The organism is Streptomyces sp. NBC_00554 (assembly GCF_041431135.1).
Classification (GTDB): domain Bacteria; phylum Actinomycetota; class Actinomycetes; order Streptomycetales; family Streptomycetaceae; genus Streptomyces.
On the sequence record NZ_CP107799.1, the window covers coordinates 3,732,667 to 3,754,508 of the forward strand.

Sequence of the window (21,842 nt, forward strand, 5' to 3'; positions counted from 1 at the left end):
CTGGGGGGCGCCATAGGGGTATTCGAGCTGCTTCTGTTACGCGAGAGACGCACGTTTCACTGCCGTACCCTCGACCCCATGTCGCTCTACGCCGCGTACGCCGGCAATCTCGACCCGCGGCTCATGACGCGCCGCGCACCGCACTCGCCGCTGCGCGCCACCGGCTGGCTGAACGACTGGCGGCTGACGTTCGGGGGCGAGCACATGGGCTGGGAAGGCGCGCTGGCGACCATCGTCGAGGCACCGCGGTCCCAGGTCTTCGTGACGCTGTACGACATCGCGCCCCTGGACGAGGACTCCATGGACCGGTGGGAGGGTGTCGGGCTCGACATCTACCGCCGGATGCGGGTGCGGGTGCACACGCTGGAGGGCGAGGAAGCCGCGTGGGTGTACGTACTCAACGGGTACGAGGGGGGACTCCCGTCGGCGCGGTACCTGGGGGAGCTCGCCGACGCCGCCGAATCGGCCGGGGCGCCGCACGACTATGTGATGGAGCTGCGCAAGCGGCCCTGCTGAGGGAGGGCACCTCACTTCCGTCCCTTTCTGCACCATTTGCCCACCCCATTGTGGGAAACGCGCCTCCTCCGCTTGTTGGAAACGACAAGACAACGATCGCAAGACCGTGAGCTCTGTCATCTACGCGCGTAGGCCTGGACCAGCTACCCTCATGCGCGTGAACGCATCTCTTCTTCCGGACGACATCCAGGGCGACCCCCATGCGGCCGCCGACGCCGCCGCCACGCGACTGCGTGAGCTCACGGGCGCCGAGACCCACGACGTCGCCCTCGTGATGGGCTCCGGCTGGGCGCCGGCCGTGGACGCGCTCGGCTCACCCGAGGCCGAGTTCCCGGTCACCGAGCTGCCCGGGTTCCCCCCGCCGGCGGTCGAGGGCCACGGCGGGGCGGTCCGCTCGTACAAGATCGGCGACAAGCGCGCCCTGGTCTTCCTGGGCCGCACCCACTACTACGAAGGCCTCGGTGTCGCCGCCGTCGCGCACGGTGTCCGTACCGCCGTCGCCGCCGGCTGCAAGACCATCGTGCTCACCAACGGCTGCGGCGGGCTGCGTGAGGGCATGCGCCCCGGGCAGCCGGTCCTGATCAGCGACCACATCAACCTCACGGCCACCTCGCCGATCATCGGCGCGAACTTCGTGGACCTCACCGATCTGTACTCGCCGCGGCTGCGCGCCCTGTGCAAGGAGATCGACGCGAGCCTGGAGGAGGGCGTGTACGCGCAGTTCCCCGGGCCGCACTACGAGACGCCTGCGGAGATCCGGATGGCTCGGGTCATCGGAGCCGATCTGGTGGGCATGTCGACCACCCTTGAGGCCATCGCCGCCCGCGAGGCCGGCGCGGAGGTGCTCGGCATCTCCCTGGTCACCAACCTCGCCGCCGGTATGACGGGCGAGCCGCTGAACCACGAGGAGGTCCTCCAGGCGGGCCGCGACTCGGCCACCCGCATGGGCGAGCTCCTCACCCAGGTGCTGGATCGGCTGTAGTTTTTTCGCCCCCTCCGCCCCTACCCGTCCCGTTCCTGGGGGCTGCCGCCCCCAGACCCCCGCTGTCGGCCTGAACGGCCTCGTCCTCAAACGCCGGACGGGCTGAACCGGGCGTAGCCCGGAAGTACGGGACGGGTAGGGGCGGAGGGGGCGAGAAAACCCCTGGGCACACAGCAACGTACGACCGAACAGAGAGGCGCACCGGACGTGCAGGACGAACTCATCGCTCGGGCCAAGGCGTGGCTGGCCGAGGACCCCGACGTGGAGACCCGTGAGGAGCTCGCCAAGCTCATCGACGCCGGCGACACGGCGGAGCTCACCGCACGGTTCAGCGGCACCCTCCAGTTCGGCACCGCAGGCCTGCGGGGCGAACTCGGCGCGGGCCCGATGCGGATGAACCGCGCCGTGGTCATCCGCGCGGCCGCGGGCCTCGCCGCGTACCTCAAGGGCAAGGGCGAGACGGACGGCCTGGTGGTGATCGGCTACGACGCCCGCCACAAGTCCGCGGACTTCGCACGGGACACGGCCGCCGTCATGACCGGCGCCGGCCTCCGTGCCGCCGTACTCCCGTACCCCCTCCCGACCCCCGTCCTCGCGTACGCCATAAGGCACCTCGGCGCGGTGGCGGGCGTGGAGGTCACCGCCAGCCACAACCCGCCCCGGGACAACGGCTACAAGGTGTACCTCGGGGACGGTTCGCAGATCGTGCCGCCCGCGGACGCGGAGATCGCCGCCGAGATCGACGCGGTCCGCGCACTCGCCGACGTCCCCCGCCCGGACAGCGGCTGGGAGACCCTCGACGAGGGCGTCCTGGACGCGTATCTGGCCCGCACGGACGCCGTACTCGCCGAGGGTTCCCCGCGTACGGCCCGGACCGTCTACACCGCGATGCACGGCGTCGGCAAGGACACCCTCCTCGCGGCGTTCGCGCGGGCCGGCTTCCCGGAGCCCGTGCTCGTCGCCGAGCAGGCGGAGCCGGACCCCGACTTCCCGACGGTCGCGTTCCCGAACCCGGAAGAGCCCGGCGCGATGGACCTCGCCTTCGCGAAGGCCCACGAGACCCAGCCGGATCTGATCATCGCGAACGACCCGGACGCGGACCGCTGCGCCGTGGCCGTCAAGGACGGTGCCGGCTGGCGGATGCTGCGCGGCGACGAGGTCGGCGCGCTGCTCGCCCAGCACCTGGTGAAGCGCGGCGCGCGGGGCACGTTCGCCGAGTCGATCGTCTCCTCCTCGCTGCTCGGGCGAATCGCCGAGAAGGCGGGTCTGCCGTACGAGGAGACCCTCACCGGCTTCAAGTGGATCGCCCGGGTCGAGGGGCTGCGGTACGGGTACGAGGAGGCGCTCGGCTACTGCGTCGACCCCGACGGCGTACGCGACAAGGACGGCATCACGGCGGCTCTGCTGATCACGGAACTCGCCTCGGAGCTCAAGTCCCGCAACCGCACCCTCCTCGACCTCCTCGACGACATCGCCGTCGAGTACGGCCTGCACGCCACCGACCAGCTCTCGGTCCGCGTCGAGGACCTCTCCCTGATCGCGAACGCCATGCGGCGCCTGCGCGAGCAGCCGCCCACCCGGCTCGCGGGCCTGGCGATCACGAAGGCCGAGGACCTGACGAAGGGGACCGACAGGCTCCCCCCGACGGACGGGCTGCGCTACACGCTGGAGGGCGCGCGCGTCATCGTCCGGCCCAGCGGGACCGAGCCGAAGCTGAAGTGCTACCTCGAGGTCGTCGTGCCCGTCGCCTCGCACGAGGGGCTCGACGCGGCGCGGACGAAGGCGGCGGAGTCGCTGGCCGCCATCAAGCGGGACCTCTCGGCCGCCGCCGGCATCTGACCCGTACCCGCACGCGTACTCGTACCCGATGGGGTGGACCGGCCGTCCCCGGCCACCCCATCGGGTGATTTCCGCGGGACAGCTGACGCACCTCCACACCCGGCCGCCCTCTCCGGGAAACGGTGAACCGGTACCGCCCGCCGAGTACTGGAGCCGCCGCCGTGTCCTCGACCGTCCCCGACACCGCCCCCGGCAGACACGTTCCGAGCACCCGGCCACGACCCCCGTCCGCCGCGCCGGCCTCCCCCGGTGTCCTGCGCCGGGCCGCGCCCGCACTCCTCGCCTATGTCGCCGTACGGGCCGTGGGACTGCTGGTCCTCGCCGGCTGGGCGCACCGGCAGGGACACGGAGTCTGGCCGGTCCTGGCGACGCAGTGGGACGCCGACTGGTATCTGGGGATCGCCGGCCACGGGTACGCGCGGGAGCTGGGCACGGCGTTCGACGCGAACAATCTCGCGTTCTTCCCGCTCTACCCCGTCCTCGTCAGGGCGGTCGCGGCGCTCACGCCCGGCAGCCCGGCAGGCGCCGGCCTCGGGATCGCCGTCGTCGCCTCCCTAGTCGCCGCTTGGGGAGTCTTCGCGGTCGGTGACCGGTTGCACGGTCAGCGGGTCGGCGTCCTGCTCACCGTCCTGTGGGCCGCGCTGCCGGTCGGGCTCGTGCAGTGGATGGGCTACACCGAGTCCCTGTTCACGGCTTTCGCCGCCTGGTCGTTGTACGCGGTGCTCAGCGGCCGCTGGCTGTGGGCGGGGGCGCTGGCCGCGCTCGCGGGGCTGACCCGGCCGACCGGTGTCGCCGTCGCGGCCGCGGTGACCGTCACGGCCCTGCTCTCCCTGCGCCGCCGCTTCGACGCCCGCGTCCTCGCGGCCGCCGTCCTCGCTCCGCTCGGGTGGCTCGCGTACGTCGGCTGGGTGGGCCTGCGGCTCGGCCGCTGGGACGGCTACTTCGCCGTACAGCGGCTGTGGCACAACGAGTTCGACGGCGGCCTGGCGACGCTGCGGCGGATGCGCGAGTACCTGATGTACGACTCGACCCCCGAGCTGTTCCTGCTGATGGTGACCGCCACGCTGATCGCCTCGGTGCTGCTGTTCGCGCTGTCGGCGTGGGACCGGCAACCGCTGCCGCTGCTGTTGTTCACAGGACTGCTGCTGGTGATCGTGCTGGGCAGCGGCGGCGTCTACTTCCCCCGCGCCCGCTTCCTGCTGCCGGCCTTCCCGCTGCTGCTCCCCGCCGCGCTGCACCTGGCCCGCGCCTCCCTCCGCTTCCGCGTGCTCGCGCTGGCGGCGGCGGTCCTCGGGGCGGCGTACTTCGGTGCCTATATGGCTCTCGTGTGGCCGAGCGCCCCCTGATTCACGGGGAGTTGGGCTGTCGCATGCTCCTCGGCTGCCTGCTCCGCTCCCGTGCGTCCCACGCTGGAAGGGAGTGCGGATGCGGTCCTCCCCCCCTTTGGACGCATCCGCCCACCGGGTGTCCCGCGCCCCCTTTCACCAGAAATGCGGGACGCCAGGCAAGGGCCGGACACGGGGTTCGGAGCGCCCCCCAGGCAACTGAACCCCGTGTCGGTTCGCCCGCGTAGCGCGCGGTCAGCCCGTGGGTGTGCCGGTCGGGGTGGGCTCGGGGGTCTCCGTGGGTGTGAGGGTCGCCGATTCGCTCGGGCTCGCAGGGGTTTCGGTCGACGGCTCGGCGGCCGGGGCGGTCCCCGAAGGCGAAGGTACGGGGTCGGCGCCGCTGTCGGGGGAGGGGGATGTGGAGGTCTCGGTGGGGGTCGGGACGGGGGGTTCGGTTTCGGCCGGGGGTTCGCTGGGGGTCGAGGTCGGGGTGGGGCTCGTACTCGCGGACGGGGACGGGGACGGGGACGCCGGCCGGGTGGGTGTGGCGGGCGCGGGCGCGGGGCTGCCGTCGGGGGCGTCGTCGCCGCCTCCCGCCTCGCGCACCGGCTCCGTGGCCGGGGTGTCGCTGCCCGCCCCCGGGCTGTGTGGGGCGACCGCCGTGCCGTCGGGGACGGTGTGCACTCCGCGGAGGTAGAACTCCATCCAGCCGAGGACGAGGTTGAGGTAGTCGCGCGAGTAGTTGTAGCTGAGGATCGCCCGCTCCAGGCCCGCCGCGGTGCCCAGGTCGCGCTCTCCGGCGCACAGGTAGTGGCCTGCGGCCAGGGCGGCGTCGTGGATGTTGTTGGGGTTCGAGATGCCGTCACCGTTGCCGTCCGCGCCCCAGGTCTTCCAGGTGGTCGGCAGGAACTGCATGGGGCCCACGGCCCGGTCGTACACCGCGTCGCCGTCCCAGGTGCCGCCCTCGCTGTCGAGGATCAGCGCGAAGCCGTTGCCGTCGAGGGCGGGTCCGGTGATCCGGGTGAGGGTGTCGCCGTTGGCGGCGACGGCGCCGCCGCTTGCGTGCCCCGACTCGACCTTGCCGATCGCGGCGAGCAGCTCCCACGGCAGGGCGCAGCCCGGGTCGGTGCGCCCGACGGCTGCCGCGGCCCGCTGGTAGGCGGCGAACACGCTCGCCGGCAGACCGGCCTCGGCCGTGGCCCGCTGTACCGAGGGCTTCGCAGCCTCCTCGCCCCACAGCCTCTCGGCGCCCGACACGCCGTCCAGGGGCGGCAGTTCGACGTGGTAGGAGTCGTCGCCCTGTGAGGGAACGTCCGGCAGCGGGGCGTCGGGCGCCACGAATCCCCCGGGGACGCGCACGCCGTCGCCCTCCGGGGCCCGGGCGGCACCGACGGTCCCCGGCGCCTGGGAACCGGCGGTGAGCAGAGCCGCGGCAACCGTGGCGAAGGTGGCGACGGCAGCACCGCGCAGGCCACGCCGGGTGCGCAGTCCTGCGCTCACGCGGCGGAAGGGTCTGGTGAGCGGACGGGGCATGAGGAGACTCCTGCCGGTCGGGACTTCGGTGGCACACGGGGCCTGAGTTGTCTGTTCCGGTTACCGCGCCAGACGCTAGGCAGCGGGCGGCCGCGGCGGGGCGCCTGGCCGACTCCTAGGGGCTAAGGGGAGATGAACTTGCCGGGGTGCGCGGCGAGTTGGGCGGGCTCCGCGATGGTCACCCCCCTTATCCGAAGCGGCCGTTCACGTAGTCCGTGGTGCGCGGGTCCTGCGGGTTGTTGAACATCGCATCCGTGGTGCCGTGTTCGACGATGAGGCCGGGGGTGCCCTGCTCGGCGAGGAAGAAGGCGCACTGGTCGGAGACGCGGGCCGCCTGCTGCATGTTGTGGGTGACGATCACGATGGTGACCTCTTCGGACAGTTCGTGGATGGTCTCCTCGATGCGTCGCGTCGACGTCGGGTCAAGGGCCGAGCACGGCTCGTCCATGAGCAGGACCCGCGGTCGTACGGCCAGCGAGCGCGCGATGCACAGGCGCTGCTGCTGGCCGCCGGAGAGCGCGCCGCCGGGCTGCCGGAGACGGTCGCGGACCTCCTTCCACAGGCCCGCTTTGGTCAGGCATTCCTCGACGAGCGCGTCCTTGCCGTCGCGGTCGGCCTTGATGCCGCCCAGCTTCAGGCCGGCGGTGACGTTGTCGTAGATCGACATCGCGGGGAAGGGGTTGGGCTTCTGGAAGACCATGCCGATCTGGCGGCGGGCGTGGGTGATGCGGCGTCCGCGGTCGTAGATGTCCTCGCCGTCGAGCAGCACCCGGCCCGCGAGGGAGGCGGAGCCGACCAGCTCGTGCATGCGGTTGAGGATCCGCAGGAACGTGGACTTGCCGCAGCCGGACGGGCCGATGAGCGCGGTGACCTTGCGGGCCGGCATGGTGAGCGAGACGCGCTCCAGGACCTTGTGGTCGCCGAACCAGGCCGAGATGGCGTCGGCCTCGAGGGTGGCCGGATCACTCGGCCCGGTGGCGGCGCCGGGCTTACCCGGCTTGATGGCCGTCATCCTCCTCGTCGGGTCGAGGATCTCGTCGACGAGTATCTCGGTCGTGTCGGTCGTGTCAGTGGTGTCGGACATGATGGGCTGAACTCCTCGTCGGTCAGAGCAGGTTGGGCAGCAGGCGGGCGGCGGCACCGGAGACGGCGAGACCGAGGGCGGCCAGTACGGGTACGCCGACGATCCAGGTCTGCCAGCGGCCCCACGCCCGGTGGGCGGCCATGGTGAGCAGGGCGGCGAGAAGCAGCGCCTGTGACCACAGGAAGACGGAGAGCCAGGCGGCGCTCTCGCTGCCCAGGGCCTGTTCGGACTCGTCGATCCAGCCCGTGGCCAGCGGGCGCGGCGGGCTGGGCTGCACGTCGCTCGTCAGGGTCGCGTCGACGCGGATCAGGCCGGACGGGGTGTAGGGCCCGCCGTCGGCGGTGATGAGCGTGAGCCGGCCCTCGCCCTCCTTGAGGGCGGGCGGCAGCGGGTCGCCCTCGCGGCGGACGGCCAAGACTTCGTAGGTGGCGGTGCCCTGACCGGTCGTCACCCGGATCTCGGTGCCCGGGGGCAGCTGGTGCAGGTCGTTGAACGGGCTGCCGTACCCCCACTGGCGGCCCATGATCACGCTGGTGCCGGCCTGTCCCGGCAGCGGGGTGTCCCGGCGGTGGCCGGGGCCCGACATCAGCACGCCGGAGGTGGTGCTCTCCCCGACGACCTCCTTCAGGCCCAGCGCCGGGATGCGCAGCAGCGCGACGGGAGCGCCCGGCTCAAGGAGCTTGCCGTCGTACGTCTGCTGGCCCACCGGGGCGATACCGAGGGCGAGTTGACGGCGCAGCTCGTCGTACGCCGTCTGCTGGTCGCGGCTGTGCTGGAGGTGGCCCACGATCGTGAGGTTGGCGGCGAAGCCGAGCAGCAGGGCGGCGAGCAGGCACAGCGCGGCCCCGGCGAACGCGATGCCGACGCGCTCCGCCCGGGGCGGCCGGGAGGCGGGCCCGGGCTCTGGTGAAGGCGCCGACGCCGGCGGTGCCACGGCCGGCGGGGGCGGGGACAGCACGGTCACGGGGAGCGCTCCTGTGGAGAGGTGTGGAGTGGAGAAATGGAGGCGCGGGCGGCGGGGCTGGGGACCCGCCGCCCGTACTCCGCGGGCCGTTACGGGCGCGGGTCGCCGAAGTTCAGCAGCCCGTTGCGGCGGCCGAACCGTACGAAGACGAAGCCGGCCGTGACGAGGACGACGGCGCCGATGCCGGAGAACAGTGCGATCTGGCTACCGGTGGAGGCGAGGCCGCCGGTCGGCGAGGTGCCGCCGGTGGTGGAGTCTCCGCCGGTCGTGCTGCCGCCGTCGGTGGTGCCGGACGTGGTGCCGCCGTCAGTGGTGCCGGACGTGTCGCCCGTCGGGTCGGCGGTCGGGTCATCGGTCGGGTCGTCCGTCGGGTCGTCGCTGGGGTCGCCCGAAGGGTCGTCGCTCGGCGACGGGGACTCGGAGGACGGTTCGGCCACGGTGAACGACACCGCGTTGACCGTCGCGCCGTTCAGATACGTGCAGGACGGCGTCCAGGTCCACGAGGCGGTGCCGGCGACCATGTCCTCCGGAACGGTGAGGGAGTTCCAGGTCACCACTCCGTCGGCGTCTGCGGTGGCGCTGGGGAACGAGTCCTCGCGGTTGACCAGGGACATCGAGTGAGCAGCGCCCGCCTCGCAGCCCCGGACGATGACCTTCACCTTCTGACCGCGCTCCAGTTCCGGTCCGGGAGTTCCGGTCAGTCGCTTACCGTCCTCGTCCTGGATCTCGACTGCCGGCTCGGACACGGTCACCCGCACTGGCTCGGATTCGGAGGAGCCCCACTCGGCGGCGTTCGCCGGAGTGAACCGGGCGACGAGGTCGTGGTAGCCCTTCGCAAGCGTCGACGTCGTCAACTCGGCCTTCCCGTTGGCGACGGTGACCGGGCCCGTGCCCAGCGTTGTCGCGCCGTCCAGGAAGGTCACGGTGCCGGTGGCCTCCGACGGCGTGACCGTCGCGGTGAGCTTCACGTCCTTGCCGGGCTCGGGCTCATTGAGGCTGGTCGTCAACGCGACCGTGGTGGTCTCCGCGCCCTCTCCGACCACCCAGTTGTCGCCGGTGACGGTGATCTTCTGGGACCAGTGGTCGCTCGGCAGCCCGTACTGGTCGGGGGGCTGGAGGGCGAACTGGTCCACGCACTGCAGGCGCAGCTCGTACGTCCCGTCGCCCGTGATCTGGTCGGACAGGCCGCGTACCTCCATCCCCGGGTTGTCCGCCGCGGCCAGCGAAACCGTCGAGGTCGCTTCGGTGTAGGGCGCGCTGTTGGTGATCCCCCACAGCGCGACCCCCGCGGGGGAACCCTCCTTGACCACGTAGAGGTTGAGGACGCTGTTGAAGTTGAGGGGGTCGAGGGTGATGTCCGGGCAGGCACCGGGGATCTCTATGGAGCCGGCGATGGGCTGCGGATCGCTCAACTTGCCACTGCTGGGCGTCATGGTGAACGTCCCGACGTCCGCCGCCCGGGCAGGCTGGGACTGGGCGGCCACCAGGGCCACCACGCCCATGGCCAGCACGGCACAGGCCGCCATGATGGCGGCCACTCTTCGGAATGGGTGAAGCACTCTCATTGCGGTTGCCCCCGGGGGACGGTAGTCGGACGGATCGATGGACAGCGCGGGTGGCCGGGCACCTGGGAGGTGCCCGGCCGTCACGCGGAGGTCAAATGGCGGTCAACGGTTACGAGTTGCCCTTGAAGCTGGTCGCGTCACCGCAGTTGGTGGCCGCGTTGCCGTCCGCGGCGAGGTCGCCGAAGCCGTAGTTCTTGATGACGTCGATGCTCGCGGCCGAGCAGACGTCCGAGCCGGAGCCGACGAAGGCCTCCGCGATCGCCGCGTCGGTGAGCCGGCCGGTCGAGACGACGTTGTAGACCTCACGGGCCGCCGGGAAGGTGGCGTTGAGGGCGGTGGCGGTGCCCGTGCCGGTGGTCGGGGCCACGCCGTTGATGCTGCGCACCCACGCCAGACCGCGACGGTTCGGGACGTCCGGGAGGCTCTTGCCCTGAGCGATCCACTGCGCGATCGAGTACGGCATGATCTGGTCGTTGGCGGTCAGCGCGGTGCCGTCGTGCTCCTGGGGAGCAGACGCGAGGCCCTCGTTGACGCACGTGCCGGGCACGATCGGCGTGCCGGGCACGTCGCTCAGGTACTGCAGCCAGAACGACCGGGTGCCCGAGCCGGCCTGCGGCAGCAGCGGCTTGATGCCCGCCGGCCGGTCGGCCGCACAGGTGTAGAGCTTGATCAGGTCGGCCCGCGTCAGGTTCGTCGGCACCGTGCTGCCCAGGCGGGAAGCGTAGGTGACGGCGTCCTTGGCGAACGGGATGAAGGTGAGCTTGGTACCGGCGGTCGCCACGCCGCGCGAGGAACGGGCGAAGTCGACACAGTCGGGCGAAGCCGGGTTGTCGATCTCGGCGATCAGCTTGTTGATGCCGTTCGAGGAGCCGTTCACGGTCGAGCGGGCGAAGGTGCAGCCCGTCTTGGTGGTGATGTTGTCGGCGGTGCCGGACGGCGGGATGGCGTCCCACGACGCGAGAATCTTGGCGCCGCTGGAGTTCACGACGGTGGTGCCGTTGGCGAGGCCGTTCAAGACGTACTGCGTGGTGTCCGAGCCGACACCCGCCAGGATGCGCGTGTCGGTGGCCGGGTTCGGGTCGGCGGAAGCGGGGACGGCCAGGATTCCGAGGCCGAGAGCCGCGGTACCGAGAACAGCACCGGCCTTGACGCGAGACTTGACGTTCACTTCTGAACTCCTCGTTTTCGGAACTTCGAAGACTGGACGTTCAAGATGAATCCGGATTTTCGTGCTGCCGACCCGTCGATCGGCCACCGCATACAATTCCAGCATTCCGAGCGATGGCCAACCAATTCCCAACGAGGGAAAGGTTACGAGAAGGCTTCCTAGGTGTCTCCTAGGGAGTCCGACGCTGGGAGAGACGAAGCATTATCGGACCTGCAAGGCCTGCCGCTCCACCCAGGAAGAGGACGACGAGAAGTACCCAGCGGATGATTCCGAGTACTTCCCCCGGGGTAAATCCGGTCTTGGCATCGGCAACATTCTGCTGGGCTCCGGATGCGGAAGCGGAGCCATTACCGGCGGAGGATTCCGACGCCGACACATTGGTATTGTCACCGCCGCTTTCACCGCCCGAGGACACACCTCCCGCGTCCGTACCCGAGGAGGTTCCGGCGGTGTCGCCCCCGGATGCGGGTCCGCCGGAGTCCACTCCCCCGGGATCGTCCGGATCCGGGTCGTCGCCGTCGTCCGGGACCGCTCCGCGCTCCAGGTCGTCGGCGGCGGTCTCGGCCTGCTCGCGCAGGTCGGCAGGCAGCGGCGCATAGCCGTAGGGCAGCTCGCCCGCCGAAAGGCCCGGCGTCTGGCCAGGTCCCGCGGCGAACCTGATGAAGTCCGCGTACGCCTTGCGGTCCGTCGCGCCCTGGTTCACCGAGGCCGCGGCGTAGGTCACCGCGGTCAGCGGGTAGGCCTGACCCTTGGCTCGCGCCGGGTCGGGCTTGAGCACACCGGCGTTGTCCGGCGACGGCTGCATGGCGGCGACGCCCTTCAGCAGCGTGTCGGTGGTGGGTTTGACGAACTGGCCGGCCGCGTTGCGCAGCGCCGCGGTGCTGAGTCCGTAGCGCTCCGCCGACACGGCGTCGACGACGGCCATGACCGTGCGCTTGCCGGGCAGGTTCTTCAACTCGGTCCTGTTGACGGATGTCGGGTCGTACAAGACCTTGTTGTTGTTGTTGCCACGGCGGGTTCGCAGGGCCCCGTCGTGCAGGTCGTCCGTGAACGGGTCGAGAGCCGTTATCCCGTAGGTGGGGAGGTCGTCGATTCCAGTGGCTTCCTCGGCACCGACGCCGAGCACTGTGGTCGGGTCGTTCTTCGGAAAGTCGGACAATGAGGTGTCCTCATCCAGACCCAGCCCTTGGAAATAGGAGTTCATCCGCATTCCCCAGGGATCCGGCTTTCCGGAGAGGAAATCCCTGGCTTCACTGTCCGACTGGAGCCAGTTCCACAGCAGCCGCGTGGTGTCGGAGTTTCCCGTCGGAACCATGAGGCTCAACTGCGCCGAAGGCTGCCCGTCGTTCGCGAACTCGGCGAACTCCGGATTCAATTCCTTGAATTCCGGGTCGTCGAAATAGGACTGCGGGTTCCCCTTCACATGCTCCGGCGTGGGGCTGCCATTGTTCCAGGGCACGGTCCGCACATAGGAATGGGTGAGCATCTTGGCCACGAGCCGCGGGGTCAGTTTCAGTTCCGGCATCGCACCGCGAACCGGGCTCTCGATGAAGAATCCGATGGCCAGCCCGGACACCGCCACCGGCGCGTGCACGACGTCCGGTTGACCCGCCACTTGAGTCACCGGGTCGACGGTGACGCCCAGCAGCGGCGCATCGGTGGTCGTACTCGATACGCCGATCCTGGCCGACTCCTCGCCTGCCGGGTCGTAGGAGAACGCGGTGTCCGTGGAGGAGCAGAGTTTCGGCTGCCACGAGGAGACCGCGTCCGCCGCCAGTTCGGAGCCGGTCACGGGCCGCTCCGCCCGGCCCTCCGGGCAGAAGTTGTCGACCGGCAGGAAATCCAGGCGGAAGGCCAGGCGTTGGGACCAGTCCGTCGCGGAGAGGGGCGAGGTGGTGAGCGTCGAACTGACGTTGTCCGGGTCGACTTCGTCGCCGGTCGGCTTGTGGGTGCCGCGCGGCACGACGACCAGCCAGCAGGGGCGCGGAGTGGGGGTGCTACCGGCGGGAGCCGTGTTCACACCGCAGCCGAGGTAGTCCGCCTGGATCCCGTCCTGCACCTCGAATTCCACTTCGCCGGTCCCGTTGGCGAAAGTGCGGTTGAAATTCTGCTCGTTGGTGTCCAGCGGCCCGAAATAGGTGTTGTCGAAAGCCTCGGCGGTCGGGGCTTCTCCATTGGCGGGGCGGAAGGGGACGAAATCGCTCCGCGTCTCCGCGGGATCGGCGCTCGAACTGACCGCTCGGCTATAGGTACTTGAGCCCGGAAGCACACCGCCGGCCCCGAACACGCACTGCTCACGGTCGGGTCCGTCCGGGTCGTCCCCCCAGCACTGCATGATCTGCAGGTAGTTGCCTCGCGCGCTGCCGGGCGTCGTCGGCGCCCCGCCCTCCCAGCTGACCCGCACACCCTGCCCACGCAGATCCTTGGTCTGATCGACCGTCACCCTCAGATCCGAGAAGTCGTCGTACTTCCCCTTCTTCCCCGTCTGCGTCACCGCGGAGTCCTCCGCGCCGCCGTCCGCCGCAGCTGCGGAGGTGGTGGGCGGCAGCGGCAGCAGGGCCACGAGGACGGCGGCCACCAGCGAGCCCACGGCGACGAAGACGCGCGGCCGGGGCCGGTTCAGTGTGGTCGTCATGCCGCACCGCCCTTGCGGCGCGACCGGTTGGCCATCATGCGCGCGACGAACGGCGGTCCGACGACGACGCCGATGAGCAGAGCGGCCGACAGCGCCATCAGGGCCGTACGCAGACCGAGGGCGTCGCCCGAGCCCAGGGCGACCGGGTTGGCGACGATGGAGGTGTCGCCGGCGGCCTGGTCGGTACCGAGCACCTCGCCGGTGTCGGGGTCGACGACGGTGCCGCCGGACGTCCCGCCCGCGCCGCCGGTGCTGCCCGCCGTGCTACCGGCGGTGCCTCCGGTCGCGCCGGCCGTTCCCGTCGAGCCCGTCCCGCCCGTCGTACCGGTACCGCCCGTCGAACTCGTGCCGCCGGACGAACTGGAGCCGCCCGAGCTACTGCCGCCGGTACTCCCCCCGTTGATCGTCGTGGGGGTCTTGTTGCCGCCGGTGCCGGTCGCGCACTGGTCGGACCCCTTCTTGTCGCACGCCTGCGGGTACGGGGCTTTCGTGGCCAGCAGGTTCTTCCCGTCGGAGGAGAACGTCGGGTTGTTGCAGTTCTTGATGTTGATGTCCTCCGCCACGGCGCCGGGGATCTTGCGCACCTGTTCCATGGCGGCTTCCACGAGGTTGATCGGCAGTGGTGAGTAGCCGAGCCGGTCGGCCTGTTGCTGGCCCTCGCAGAGGAAGTAGTTGTTGAAGGCGCTGAGCGTCTTGCCCTTGGCCTTGGTGAAGCCCATCTCCTCCTTGGTCGGGATGATCATGTAGCTGTAGCTGGAGAGGGGATAGGTGCGCCGGTCGCTGTACGTGTAGACGCCGTCCAGCTTCTGGGTCAGGTAGTTCGCGGAGCGCGGGTCGTTGTTGATCTGGGCCTTGGTGAGGGCGACGGCCACGCTGGAGGCGGTCGGCTCGACGTAGTAGCCGGACTTGTTGAGGACCTTGGCCACCGGGAAGCCCGCGTTCTTGGCGTACGAGTACTCGACGTAGGTGATGGCGCCTTCGGCCTGCGACTGCTTGGTGTAGCCCGCGACGCCCAGTGAACTGGACTGGGCGACGAAGCCGGAGCCGGGGATCACCGGGAAGTACGAGGTCAGACCGCAGGGCGTGGGCTTGCCCGCCCGGCGGCAGTAGTCGTTCCAGAGGGAGCCGTACTGCTTGGACATCCACAGGGTGAACTGGGCGGTCGTGCCGGAGCCGTCGGAGCGGACGACCGGGACGATACGGCGGGCCGGGAGGGTCAACTTGGGGTTGTCCGCCTTGATCTCCGCCGCGTTCCACTGCGTGATCTTGCCCGTGAAGATCTTGGTGAGGACGTCACCGGACAGGCGGAGGTTGGTGACCTGCTTGCCGCCGATCTTCAGGTTGTACATGAACGACGTACCACCGGCGACGATCGGCATGTAGGCGTACTTGCGGGTGGGCGGCGGATCCTGCTGCCCGAGGTCGGTGAGGCCGTAGGGGATCTCGGAGACGCCGAAGTCGGAGGTGCCGTTCTTGAACTGCTGCCGGCCGACGGACGATCCGACCGCCGAGTAGTTCACGGTCATGCCCTGCTGGCGGACGTTGCGGCGCCACTGCTCGATGGCGTTGGCGCTCCAGGTCGAGCCGGAGCCGCTGATCTTCGTGTAGGTGGCCGCGAAGGCGTCCGGTGGATGGATGGCCAGCAGCGCGCAGACCACGGCGACGAACAGCGCCAGCGCCTGGTACACGCGCGTAGCGCGCGGACGACGGACAGGTGCGGGTATCACGGGGTGCTCCTCGTCGATGCGGAACCGGCTGAACTGGCGGGGCTGGGTGACGTCTTGTCAGTGGTGGTGCGCACCGTGAAGCGCCGCGCGTCACGGCGGGACGCCTTGACCCGGCGGTGTTCCTGACGCCGGGTCAGCTGTCCCGGTCCGCGGCCGCCGATGACGCGGGCGACGACGAACAGGACGAGCACCAGCACCAGAAGCACCGCGGCGGTGCCGAAGCCGCGGGCGATGTAGGTGGGCTCGGGCGACTTGACGAGTTCGAAGGCCGCCAGCGGCAGCGAAACCATCGGCCCCTCAAGGGGGTTGGTGTTGAGCTCCGCGGTGAAACCGGCGGTCAGCAGGACCGGCGAGGTCTCGCCCACACCTCGGGCCGTGCCCAGGATGACCGCGGTGGTCAGCCCGGACCGGGAGGTGGGGAGCACCACGTGCCACACCGTCCGCCACCGCGAGGTGCCGAGCGCGTACGACGCCTCGCGCAGGGTGCCGGGGACCAGCCGGATCACCACGTCCGCCGCGCGGATGATGATCGGCAGCATCATCACGGAGATGGCGAGCGCGGCGGCGAGGCCGGAACTGTCGAAGCCAAGGGCCAGGATGAAGGTGGCGTAGATGAAGAGGCCGGCGACGATGGACGGCAACGCTGTCATCGCTTCGACGATGGTGCGGACGAACCGGCTGAAGGCGCCCGGGACTTCGTTGAGGAAGACCGCGCACACCAGGCCGGACGGTATGCAGATCGCCAAGGCGATGCCGATCTGCCACAGCGTGCCGACGATCGCGTGCAGGATGCCGCCGACGCCGAGGGGTTCGAGCGGACCCGCGTCGGCCATCGACTCGGTGTAGAAGTTCAGGTGCGGCAGCGCCTCGCGGCCCTCGTAGAGGGTGTAGACGACCACGAAGGCGAGCACGGCCAGCATCACCAGGCCGAGGCTCTGGATGATGGCGGCGGCCACCCGGTCGCGTACCGCGGGACCGTCCTCGTCGAAGGAGACGAGCAGTGCGTACAGGCCGAGGAAGAGCGCGTAGGCGATGACGAAGAAGCCCAGCGCGCCGTTGAAGGGCAGCATCCTGTCGAACATCAGCCAGGTGATGGAGAGGGACGCGGCGCTGGCGCCCAGCAGGGCGTACACGTCGGTGGCGCGCAGGGTGGCCAGGTTGCGGCGGGACTCTCCGAGCGTGGTGCTGCCGCCGGTCCGGCGTCCGGGCAGGCTGGTGCCGGGCACGGGCGGGCTCGCGGGGGACGGTTGTTCCTTGTCGCCGGGCGGGCTCTGGGCGGTGGTGACGGTCATCGGGCTCGGTCTCCTCAGGAGTCGCTCGTCGCGCCGGAACGGCTGCGGGCGACGATCGACGATGCGGCGAAGTTGACGACGAGGGTCATCAGGAAGAGCGCGAGACCGGCGGCCATCAGCGCCGACATGCCGAGGTCGCTCGCCTCGCCGTAGCGCAGGGCGATCAGCGAGGAGACCGAGCTCGTGCCGTTCTGCAGGATGTGCGGCTGGATCACGAAGATCGGCGAGATGATCAGGTAGACGGCGATGGTCTCGCCGAGCGCCCGGCCCAGGCCCAGCATGGTGCCGCCGATCATGCCGCCCTTGCCGAAGGGCAGAACGACGCTGCGGATCATGCCCCAGCGGTTCGCGCCGAGCGCGAACGCCCCTTCCCGCTCACCGACCGGCGCCTGCGAGAACACCTCCCGCATCACCGAGCAGATGATCGGCGCGACCATCAGGGACACGACCATGCCCGCGATGAAGGTGGACGAGGTGTAGACCGTCGCGGTGGCGAGCGGGTCGTCCGGATCGGCGCCGTCGACCTTGAAGAGCGGGATCCACCCGAGGTACGTGGAGATCCAGCGCGACACGGTGACCACGTGTCCCTGGAAGAAGAACAGCCCCCACAGGCCATAGACCACCGACGGCACGGCGGCCATCAGGTCGACGATGCTGATGAGTGTCTGGCGCATCCGCGGCGGCGCGTACTCGGAGATGTAGAGCGCGGTGCCGAGGGCCAGCGGCACCGCGAACACGATGGCGACCAGCGCGATCAGGATCGTGCCGACGAGCACCGCCGCGATGCCGAAGTTGTGGGCCTCGGGCTCCCACGCCTCGGTGGTGACGAAGTCCCACTTCGCATCCGACAGCGCCTGCCAGGCCCGGTACGTCAGAAAGCCGCCGACGAGCAGCATGATCGCGAGCACCAGGCCGCCGCCGCCACGCAGGATTCCCCTGAACACGCGGTCGGGCACGCCCTGATCGGCGTACAGGCGTCTGGGAGGGTCGTCCCCGGGCGCCACAGGTCTCTCATATGTTCGCGTCGTCACATGAGTCGACGCTCCTGACGCGTGATGGACGCCCGCGCACGTGAACGTGAACGAGACAACCCCGAGAGGCAACTTCCGGGATTGACGTGAACGCGGCGACAAGAGAGCGCCAATGCGGCAAGAGAGCAGCAGGCGCCAGGGGAACGCCAAGAGGCCGGGGCCCACCGGTGCGGTGGGCCCCGGCCCCTGGCGTGCGGCGCCGAGCCTTCAGTGCGACGTACTCAGTCCACTCAGCGCACTCAGTCCACTCAGTCCACTCAGTCCAGGTCGTCCCACGGGATCAGTCCCCCCGACCCGAGTTCAGACAGCAGTGCCCGGAACCTGTCATAGGCGGCCTGGCACGTCGAGTGCCGTTCATAGGCACGCGAGGACACGGCCACGGCGCCGCCGCTGCGATCGCGGAGCCGCCAGACCCAGCCATTGCCTTCGGACGTGTGATGCACACCGCCCGGTAATTCCCCGACATCGGCACACAGCTGCTCGAACGCGGTACGGCACTCGCCGTAGCTCCTGTACGTCATCGCCGCCACGGCGATCACCCGCCCGTTCGTGGCGGTGAGTCGCCACAGGTAACTGCCGTCCGCGCCTATGTCTATCTGGCAGCGCGTGCCGGGTACGGCCGCGCCCCCCTGTCTTGCTGCCATCCATCCCCACCCCTGTGTTCCCGCCTTCAGGAAGGCCGCATGAGCCGAAGATGGTTCATCGTTCACGCGGCACACGCAGAGTAGTGAGGCGGGAGTGAAACACGATCGCCATCTTTAAGCGCCCTCGACATGCTTCATGTGAAAGTTGCCCCTCGTTCACGCAATCGGCGAATGGACAACCTGGGGACTGTGCGGGGCCCCGCTGACCGCGGTACGCGTAGGTGGTCGCCAGGTCCGCTGAAATTCGAGTCGAATTTCCCCTTCGGTTTTCCATGGAATCGACGCAGCAGATATTCACCCGAAGCTCCTTTGCCGGGAAATCGGCGACCCCGATCACTTTCGCGCGAAAAACGTTCCTAAATCTCCACAGGATGAGTACGCTGCACACCAATTCGGGCCTGCCGGCAGGGAATTGGCAGGTCGTGGCATTCAACTTGGGGAATTCGAATGCGCTTTTACTCTGCTGTCGCCACCGCGTGCGGCGTCGTTGCTCTGTCCGCCCTCACCGTCCCGGCCGCGCACGCGGACGAGAAGTTCGGCGACACCGAGATCACCGGCGTGGTCGTCAACGGGGGCGACCCCGTCGTCGTCGGCACCACCGAGAGAACCGTCACCGTCGAGGTCACCGCGACCGACCCGTCCGGCCTCTCGGAGATCAACGCCACGCTGTACCACGGCGCGTACGGCGCCCAGGACGCCACCGTGCCCTCGGCGGCGGCCTGCGGTCCGACGGCCGACGCCACCACCACCTGCACCCTGACCTTCGTCCTCAAGCCCGGCACCACGCCGGCCAACGACTCCCTTGCCGGCACCTGGAGTGTCAGCGCCTACGCGGTCTCCGCCGACATCGACGCCCACTTCCTGGACAGCGCGGCGACCTTCGCCGTGCAGCGCGACACCCGGGTGACCGCCGACGCCACCCCCGAGCCGGTGAGGTGGGGCAAGGTCCTCACCGTCACGGGCAGCGTGCAGAACGCCGCCTGGGCGACCGGCACCTATGCCGCCGCCGAGGCCGGCCGGCCCGTGGCCCTGCAGTTCCGCAAGAAGGGCTGCACCGAATACACCACCGTCAAGACCGTCCCGACCTCCGCCGACGGCACCGTCTCCACCACCGTTCGGGCATACGCCGACGGCGACTACCGCTGGTCCTACGCCGGCACGGCCACCACCGCGGCCGCGGTCTCGGAAGCCGACTACGTCGACGTCGTCTGACCATTCCCGTTCCGCGAACTGATCGGGCATGAACCCTGGCGGCGGGGCTCATGCCCAGGCGAACCGTCCCACGCTGCCGGGCGTTCCGGTCCTTACCCCACACCCAGGGACAGCCGTTCGGGCCCGGAGGCTCCGCTGCCCCTACACATGGCTCCGGTGAGCATGGGCAGGGCGCGGGGCCGTCCGTCGCCGGACCGGGGGCCCCTGGGTGCGTCGCCGGACCGGGGCCCCGGCACCCCGGCCCATCACCGGATCAGAGGTCCCTGCGCCCGGCCGGGGTCCCAGACCCCGCAGCCGGACCGGGGTACCGGGGTACCGGGGCCCCGGAACCGGAAGAGATGCGGCCCGCAGCCGCCAGCCGGCGCAAGGGGACGTGCCGGAACGTCCGCCCGCAGCGGCTGGCGCGTCAACACCGCCACCCTCTTGAGCAACCCATTCCGCGCCAGACCGAGGACGGATGCTCCGGTACGGCCCCGACCCACCCACCGCGCACACGGCGCCACAACTCACCCGATCGCCAGCAGAACCACCAGCAAAACCGCCCCGGCAACAGCAGGCCCCACCACCTCGTACGCCCACCGCACCGTCACCTCGCCCTGCGCACTCTCCGCCTTGCCCCGCGTCTCCCGCAGCTCGCGCAGTTCGTCCATGATCCGGTCGGCCTCCGCACGCACCGGCCCGGCCGGTCGGGATGCCGGACCGCCGGCGCCTCCGCCGAGGCCGCCGAAGCCCCCCAGCCCACCGCCGCCGCCCCGCCGCTTCCCGGACGCGTCGGCGGCCTGCCGTGCCTCACGCTGGGCCGCCTTCTTGCGTCCGCGCAAGGACACCGGCACCGCCCACAGCTGGAACTTCCGGCCCGACTGGTCGAGGACCTCGTTGGAGTAACCGGAGCGCAGCCCGGCGACCTGCCCCCAGGGCAGCACGATGAGGCGGAGCGGGTTGCGGATGGCCAGCCGGTCGGCGTTGGCGTAGACGGCCGGGCGCAGGGTGAACGCGACGATCAGCGGCACGACGAGGAGCATCGCGGCGAGCGCCAGCCAGGGGGTGCGGTCCTCGCCGGAGACCAGCGCGTCGATGCCGAGCCAGCCCACGAGGGCCAGCAGCAGTGCGCCGCCCACCATGCCGGCGGGCGACCGGTAGATCCGGTCCTTCGACTCGGGTCGCGAGGCGTCCGGCGTGGGTGACTGATGATCCGGGGTCGTCATGGCCCCGATTCTGCCCGACGCCCGGACCGGCGCTCATGCGCGGTGGGCCCCCGCGGGCCGCCACCCTTGCCGCCTCTCGACGACCACCCGCAGATGCCCGGGAGATGCCTGAGGGGTTGTACAGCCGCTACGCGCGTAGATATGCTCGGCTTGTGACCATGCCCACCACTGCACCCGCTGCACATGTTCTCGGCGACGTAACCGCGTCCGACAGCACGCTGCGCCGCTTCCTCCACGGGCTCCCCGGCGTGGACGCGGTAGGCCTGGAGGCGCGCGCCGCCTCGCTAGGCACCCGTTCCATCAAGACCACGGCCAAGGCGTACGCGATCGACCTCGCCATCTCGATGGTCGACCTGACGACGCTGGAAGGCGCGGACACCCCGGGCAAGGTCCGGGCGCTCGGCGCCAAGGCGGTCCACCCGGACCCGACGGACCGTACGGCGCCCGGCACCGCCGCCGTCTGCGTCTACCCCGACATGGTGGCCACCGCCAAGGAAGCCGTCGCGGGCTCCGACGTGAAGGTCGCCTCCGTCGCGACCGCCTTCCCGGCCGGCCGAGCCGCCCTCGACGTCAAGCTGGCCGATGTGCGGGACGCCATCGCCGCGGGCGCCGACGAGATCGACATGGTCATCGACCGCGGGGCGTTCCTCGCGGGCAAGTACCTGAAGGTGTACGACGAGATCACCGCCGTGAAGGAGACCTGCGGGACCAGCGCCCGCCTCAAGGTCATCTTCGAGACCGGCGAACTGTCGACGTACGACAACATCCGCCGCGCCAGCTGGCTCGGCATGCTCGCCGGCGCCGACTTCATCAAGACCTCCACCGGCAAGGTGGCCGTGAACGCGACCCCGGCGAACACGCTGCTCATGCTGGAAGCCGTACGAGACTTCCGCGCCCAGACGGGCGTGCAGATCGGCGTGAAGCCCGCCGGCGGCATCCGCACGACCAAGGACGCCATCAAGTTCCTGGTGCTGGTCAACGAGACCGCGGGCGAGGACTGGCTGGACAACCACTGGTTCCGCTTCGGCGCGTCCTCGCTCCTGAACGACCTGCTGATGCAGCGTCAGAAGCTGGCCACCGGCCGCTACTCCGGCCCCGACTACGTGACGGTGGACTGATC

Annotated in this window: 17 protein-coding genes; 6 read left to right on the plus strand and 11 right to left on the minus strand. The window is 70.3% G+C overall.

The features are described from left to right. The first annotated feature begins 78 nt into the window (after positions 1-78). From OG266_RS16095 to OG266_RS16110, 4 genes are all read left to right on the plus strand, one after another. Positions 79-516, plus strand: a complete 438-nt coding sequence (locus OG266_RS16095) for a gamma-glutamylcyclotransferase (RefSeq protein ID WP_266455309.1) — start codon at positions 79-81, stop codon at positions 514-516. A gap of 157 nt (positions 517-673) precedes the next feature. After that, on the plus strand, positions 674-1,498 hold the full coding sequence (locus tag OG266_RS16100) for a purine-nucleoside phosphorylase (RefSeq protein WP_266455312.1): 825 nt from the start codon (positions 674-676) through the stop codon (positions 1,496-1,498). A gap of 207 nt (positions 1,499-1,705) precedes the next feature. Next, a complete protein-coding gene (locus OG266_RS16105) occupies positions 1,706-3,337 on the plus strand; it encodes a phospho-sugar mutase (protein ID WP_371546364.1) in 1,632 nt (543 codons plus the stop codon). A 161-nt stretch (positions 3,338-3,498) separates the two neighbouring features. After that, positions 3,499-4,683, plus strand: a complete 1,185-nt coding sequence (locus tag OG266_RS16110) for a glycosyltransferase family 39 protein (RefSeq protein ID WP_371546366.1) — start codon at positions 3,499-3,501, stop codon at positions 4,681-4,683. A 234-nt stretch (positions 4,684-4,917) separates the two neighbouring features. Here OG266_RS16110 and OG266_RS16115 read toward each other — a convergent pair whose 3' ends face one another. From OG266_RS16115 to OG266_RS16160, 10 genes are all read right to left on the minus strand, one after another. Beyond that, positions 4,918-6,195 carry a hypothetical protein gene (locus tag OG266_RS16115; RefSeq protein ID WP_371546368.1) on the minus strand — a complete coding sequence of 426 codons (1,278 nt, stop codon included), beginning with the start codon at positions 6,193-6,195 and terminating at the stop codon, positions 4,918-4,920. A 187-nt stretch (positions 6,196-6,382) separates the two neighbouring features. Further along, positions 6,383-7,207, minus strand: a complete 825-nt coding sequence (gene pstB, locus OG266_RS16120) for a phosphate ABC transporter ATP-binding protein PstB (protein ID WP_371552809.1) — start codon at positions 7,205-7,207, stop codon at positions 6,383-6,385. 94 nt (positions 7,208-7,301) lie between these two features. Beyond that, complete coding sequence (locus OG266_RS16125; protein ID WP_371546370.1) at positions 7,302-8,243, minus strand: sortase; 942 nt, start codon at positions 8,241-8,243, stop codon at positions 7,302-7,304. 89 nt (positions 8,244-8,332) lie between these two features. Beyond that, complete coding sequence (locus tag OG266_RS16130) at positions 8,333-9,781, minus strand: Ig-like domain-containing protein (protein WP_371546372.1); 1,449 nt, start codon at positions 9,779-9,781, stop codon at positions 8,333-8,335. A 136-nt stretch (positions 9,782-9,917) separates the two neighbouring features. Next, entirely contained in the window at positions 9,918-10,976 is a 1,059-nt protein-coding gene (locus tag OG266_RS16135) for a hypothetical protein (protein WP_371546374.1), read from the minus strand. A gap of 169 nt (positions 10,977-11,145) precedes the next feature. Beyond that, the gene (locus OG266_RS16140) at positions 11,146-13,611 is read right to left on the minus strand and encodes a hypothetical protein (protein ID WP_371546376.1); all 2,466 of its coding nucleotides are present in this window, start codon (positions 13,609-13,611) and stop codon (positions 11,146-11,148) included. Next, entirely contained in the window at positions 13,608-15,338 is a 1,731-nt protein-coding gene (gene pstS / locus OG266_RS16145) for a phosphate ABC transporter substrate-binding protein PstS (protein ID WP_371546378.1), read from the minus strand. Before pstS ends, OG266_RS16140 begins: the two co-directional genes overlap by 4 nt. Beyond that, positions 15,335-16,630 (minus strand): phosphate ABC transporter permease PstA, encoded by a 1,296-nt coding sequence (pstA, locus tag OG266_RS16150; protein ID WP_371546380.1) that lies wholly within the window; start codon positions 16,628-16,630, stop codon positions 15,335-15,337. Before pstA ends, pstS begins: the two co-directional genes overlap by 4 nt. A gap of 14 nt (positions 16,631-16,644) precedes the next feature. Continuing rightward, positions 16,645-17,586 carry a phosphate ABC transporter permease subunit PstC gene (gene pstC, locus OG266_RS16155; RefSeq protein WP_371546382.1) on the minus strand — a complete coding sequence of 314 codons (942 nt, stop codon included), beginning with the start codon at positions 17,584-17,586 and terminating at the stop codon, positions 16,645-16,647. Between the two features lie 332 nt (positions 17,587-17,918). Continuing rightward, positions 17,919-18,305, minus strand: a complete 387-nt coding sequence (locus OG266_RS16160; RefSeq protein WP_266455350.1) for a DUF1508 domain-containing protein — start codon at positions 18,303-18,305, stop codon at positions 17,919-17,921. A gap of 447 nt (positions 18,306-18,752) precedes the next feature. On the opposite strand from OG266_RS16160, the gene OG266_RS16165 reads away from it, so the two are divergent. After that, the gene (locus OG266_RS16165; protein WP_266455353.1) at positions 18,753-19,517 is read left to right on the plus strand and encodes a calcium-binding protein; all 765 of its coding nucleotides are present in this window, start codon (positions 18,753-18,755) and stop codon (positions 19,515-19,517) included. Between the two features lie 506 nt (positions 19,518-20,023). Here the strand turns inward: OG266_RS16165 and OG266_RS16170 are convergent. Then, positions 20,024-20,722: a PH domain-containing protein gene (locus OG266_RS16170; protein WP_371546384.1), complete on the minus strand. Its 699-nt coding sequence runs from the start codon at positions 20,720-20,722 to the stop codon at positions 20,024-20,026. Between the two features lie 158 nt (positions 20,723-20,880). Here OG266_RS16170 and deoC point away from each other — a divergent pair, with 158 nt between their 5' ends. Beyond that, positions 20,881-21,840 (plus strand): deoxyribose-phosphate aldolase, encoded by a 960-nt coding sequence (gene deoC / locus OG266_RS16175; protein WP_371546386.1) that lies wholly within the window; start codon positions 20,881-20,883, stop codon positions 21,838-21,840. Positions 21,841-21,842: the final 2 nt, after the last annotated feature.

Excerpts from the sequence above, each read along its gene's own strand:
- OG266_RS16095 (WP_266455309.1), top strand. The coding sequence starts at position 79 with ATGTCGCTCTACGCCGCGTACGCCGGCAATCTCGACCCGCGGCTCATG.
- OG266_RS16115 (WP_371546368.1), bottom strand. The coding sequence starts at position 6,195 with ATGCCCCGTCCGCTCACCAGACCCTTCCGCCGCGTGAGCGCAGGACTG.
- pstB (WP_371552809.1), bottom strand. The coding sequence starts at position 7,207 with ATGACGGCCATCAAGCCGGGTAAGCCCGGCGCCGCCACCGGGCCGAGT.
- OG266_RS16140 (WP_371546376.1), bottom strand. The coding sequence starts at position 13,611 with ATGACGACCACACTGAACCGGCCCCGGCCGCGCGTCTTCGTCGCCGTG.
- pstA (WP_371546380.1), bottom strand. The coding sequence starts at position 16,630 with ATGACCGTCACCACCGCCCAGAGCCCGCCCGGCGACAAGGAACAACCG.
- OG266_RS16160 (WP_266455350.1), bottom strand. The coding sequence starts at position 18,305 with ATGGCAGCAAGACAGGGGGGCGCGGCCGTACCCGGCACGCGCTGCCAG.
- OG266_RS16165 (WP_266455353.1), top strand. The coding sequence starts at position 18,753 with ATGCGCTTTTACTCTGCTGTCGCCACCGCGTGCGGCGTCGTTGCTCTG.
- OG266_RS16170 (WP_371546384.1), bottom strand. The coding sequence starts at position 20,722 with ATGACGACCCCGGATCATCAGTCACCCACGCCGGACGCCTCGCGACCC.
- deoC (WP_371546386.1), top strand. The coding sequence starts at position 20,881 with ATGCCCACCACTGCACCCGCTGCACATGTTCTCGGCGACGTAACCGCG.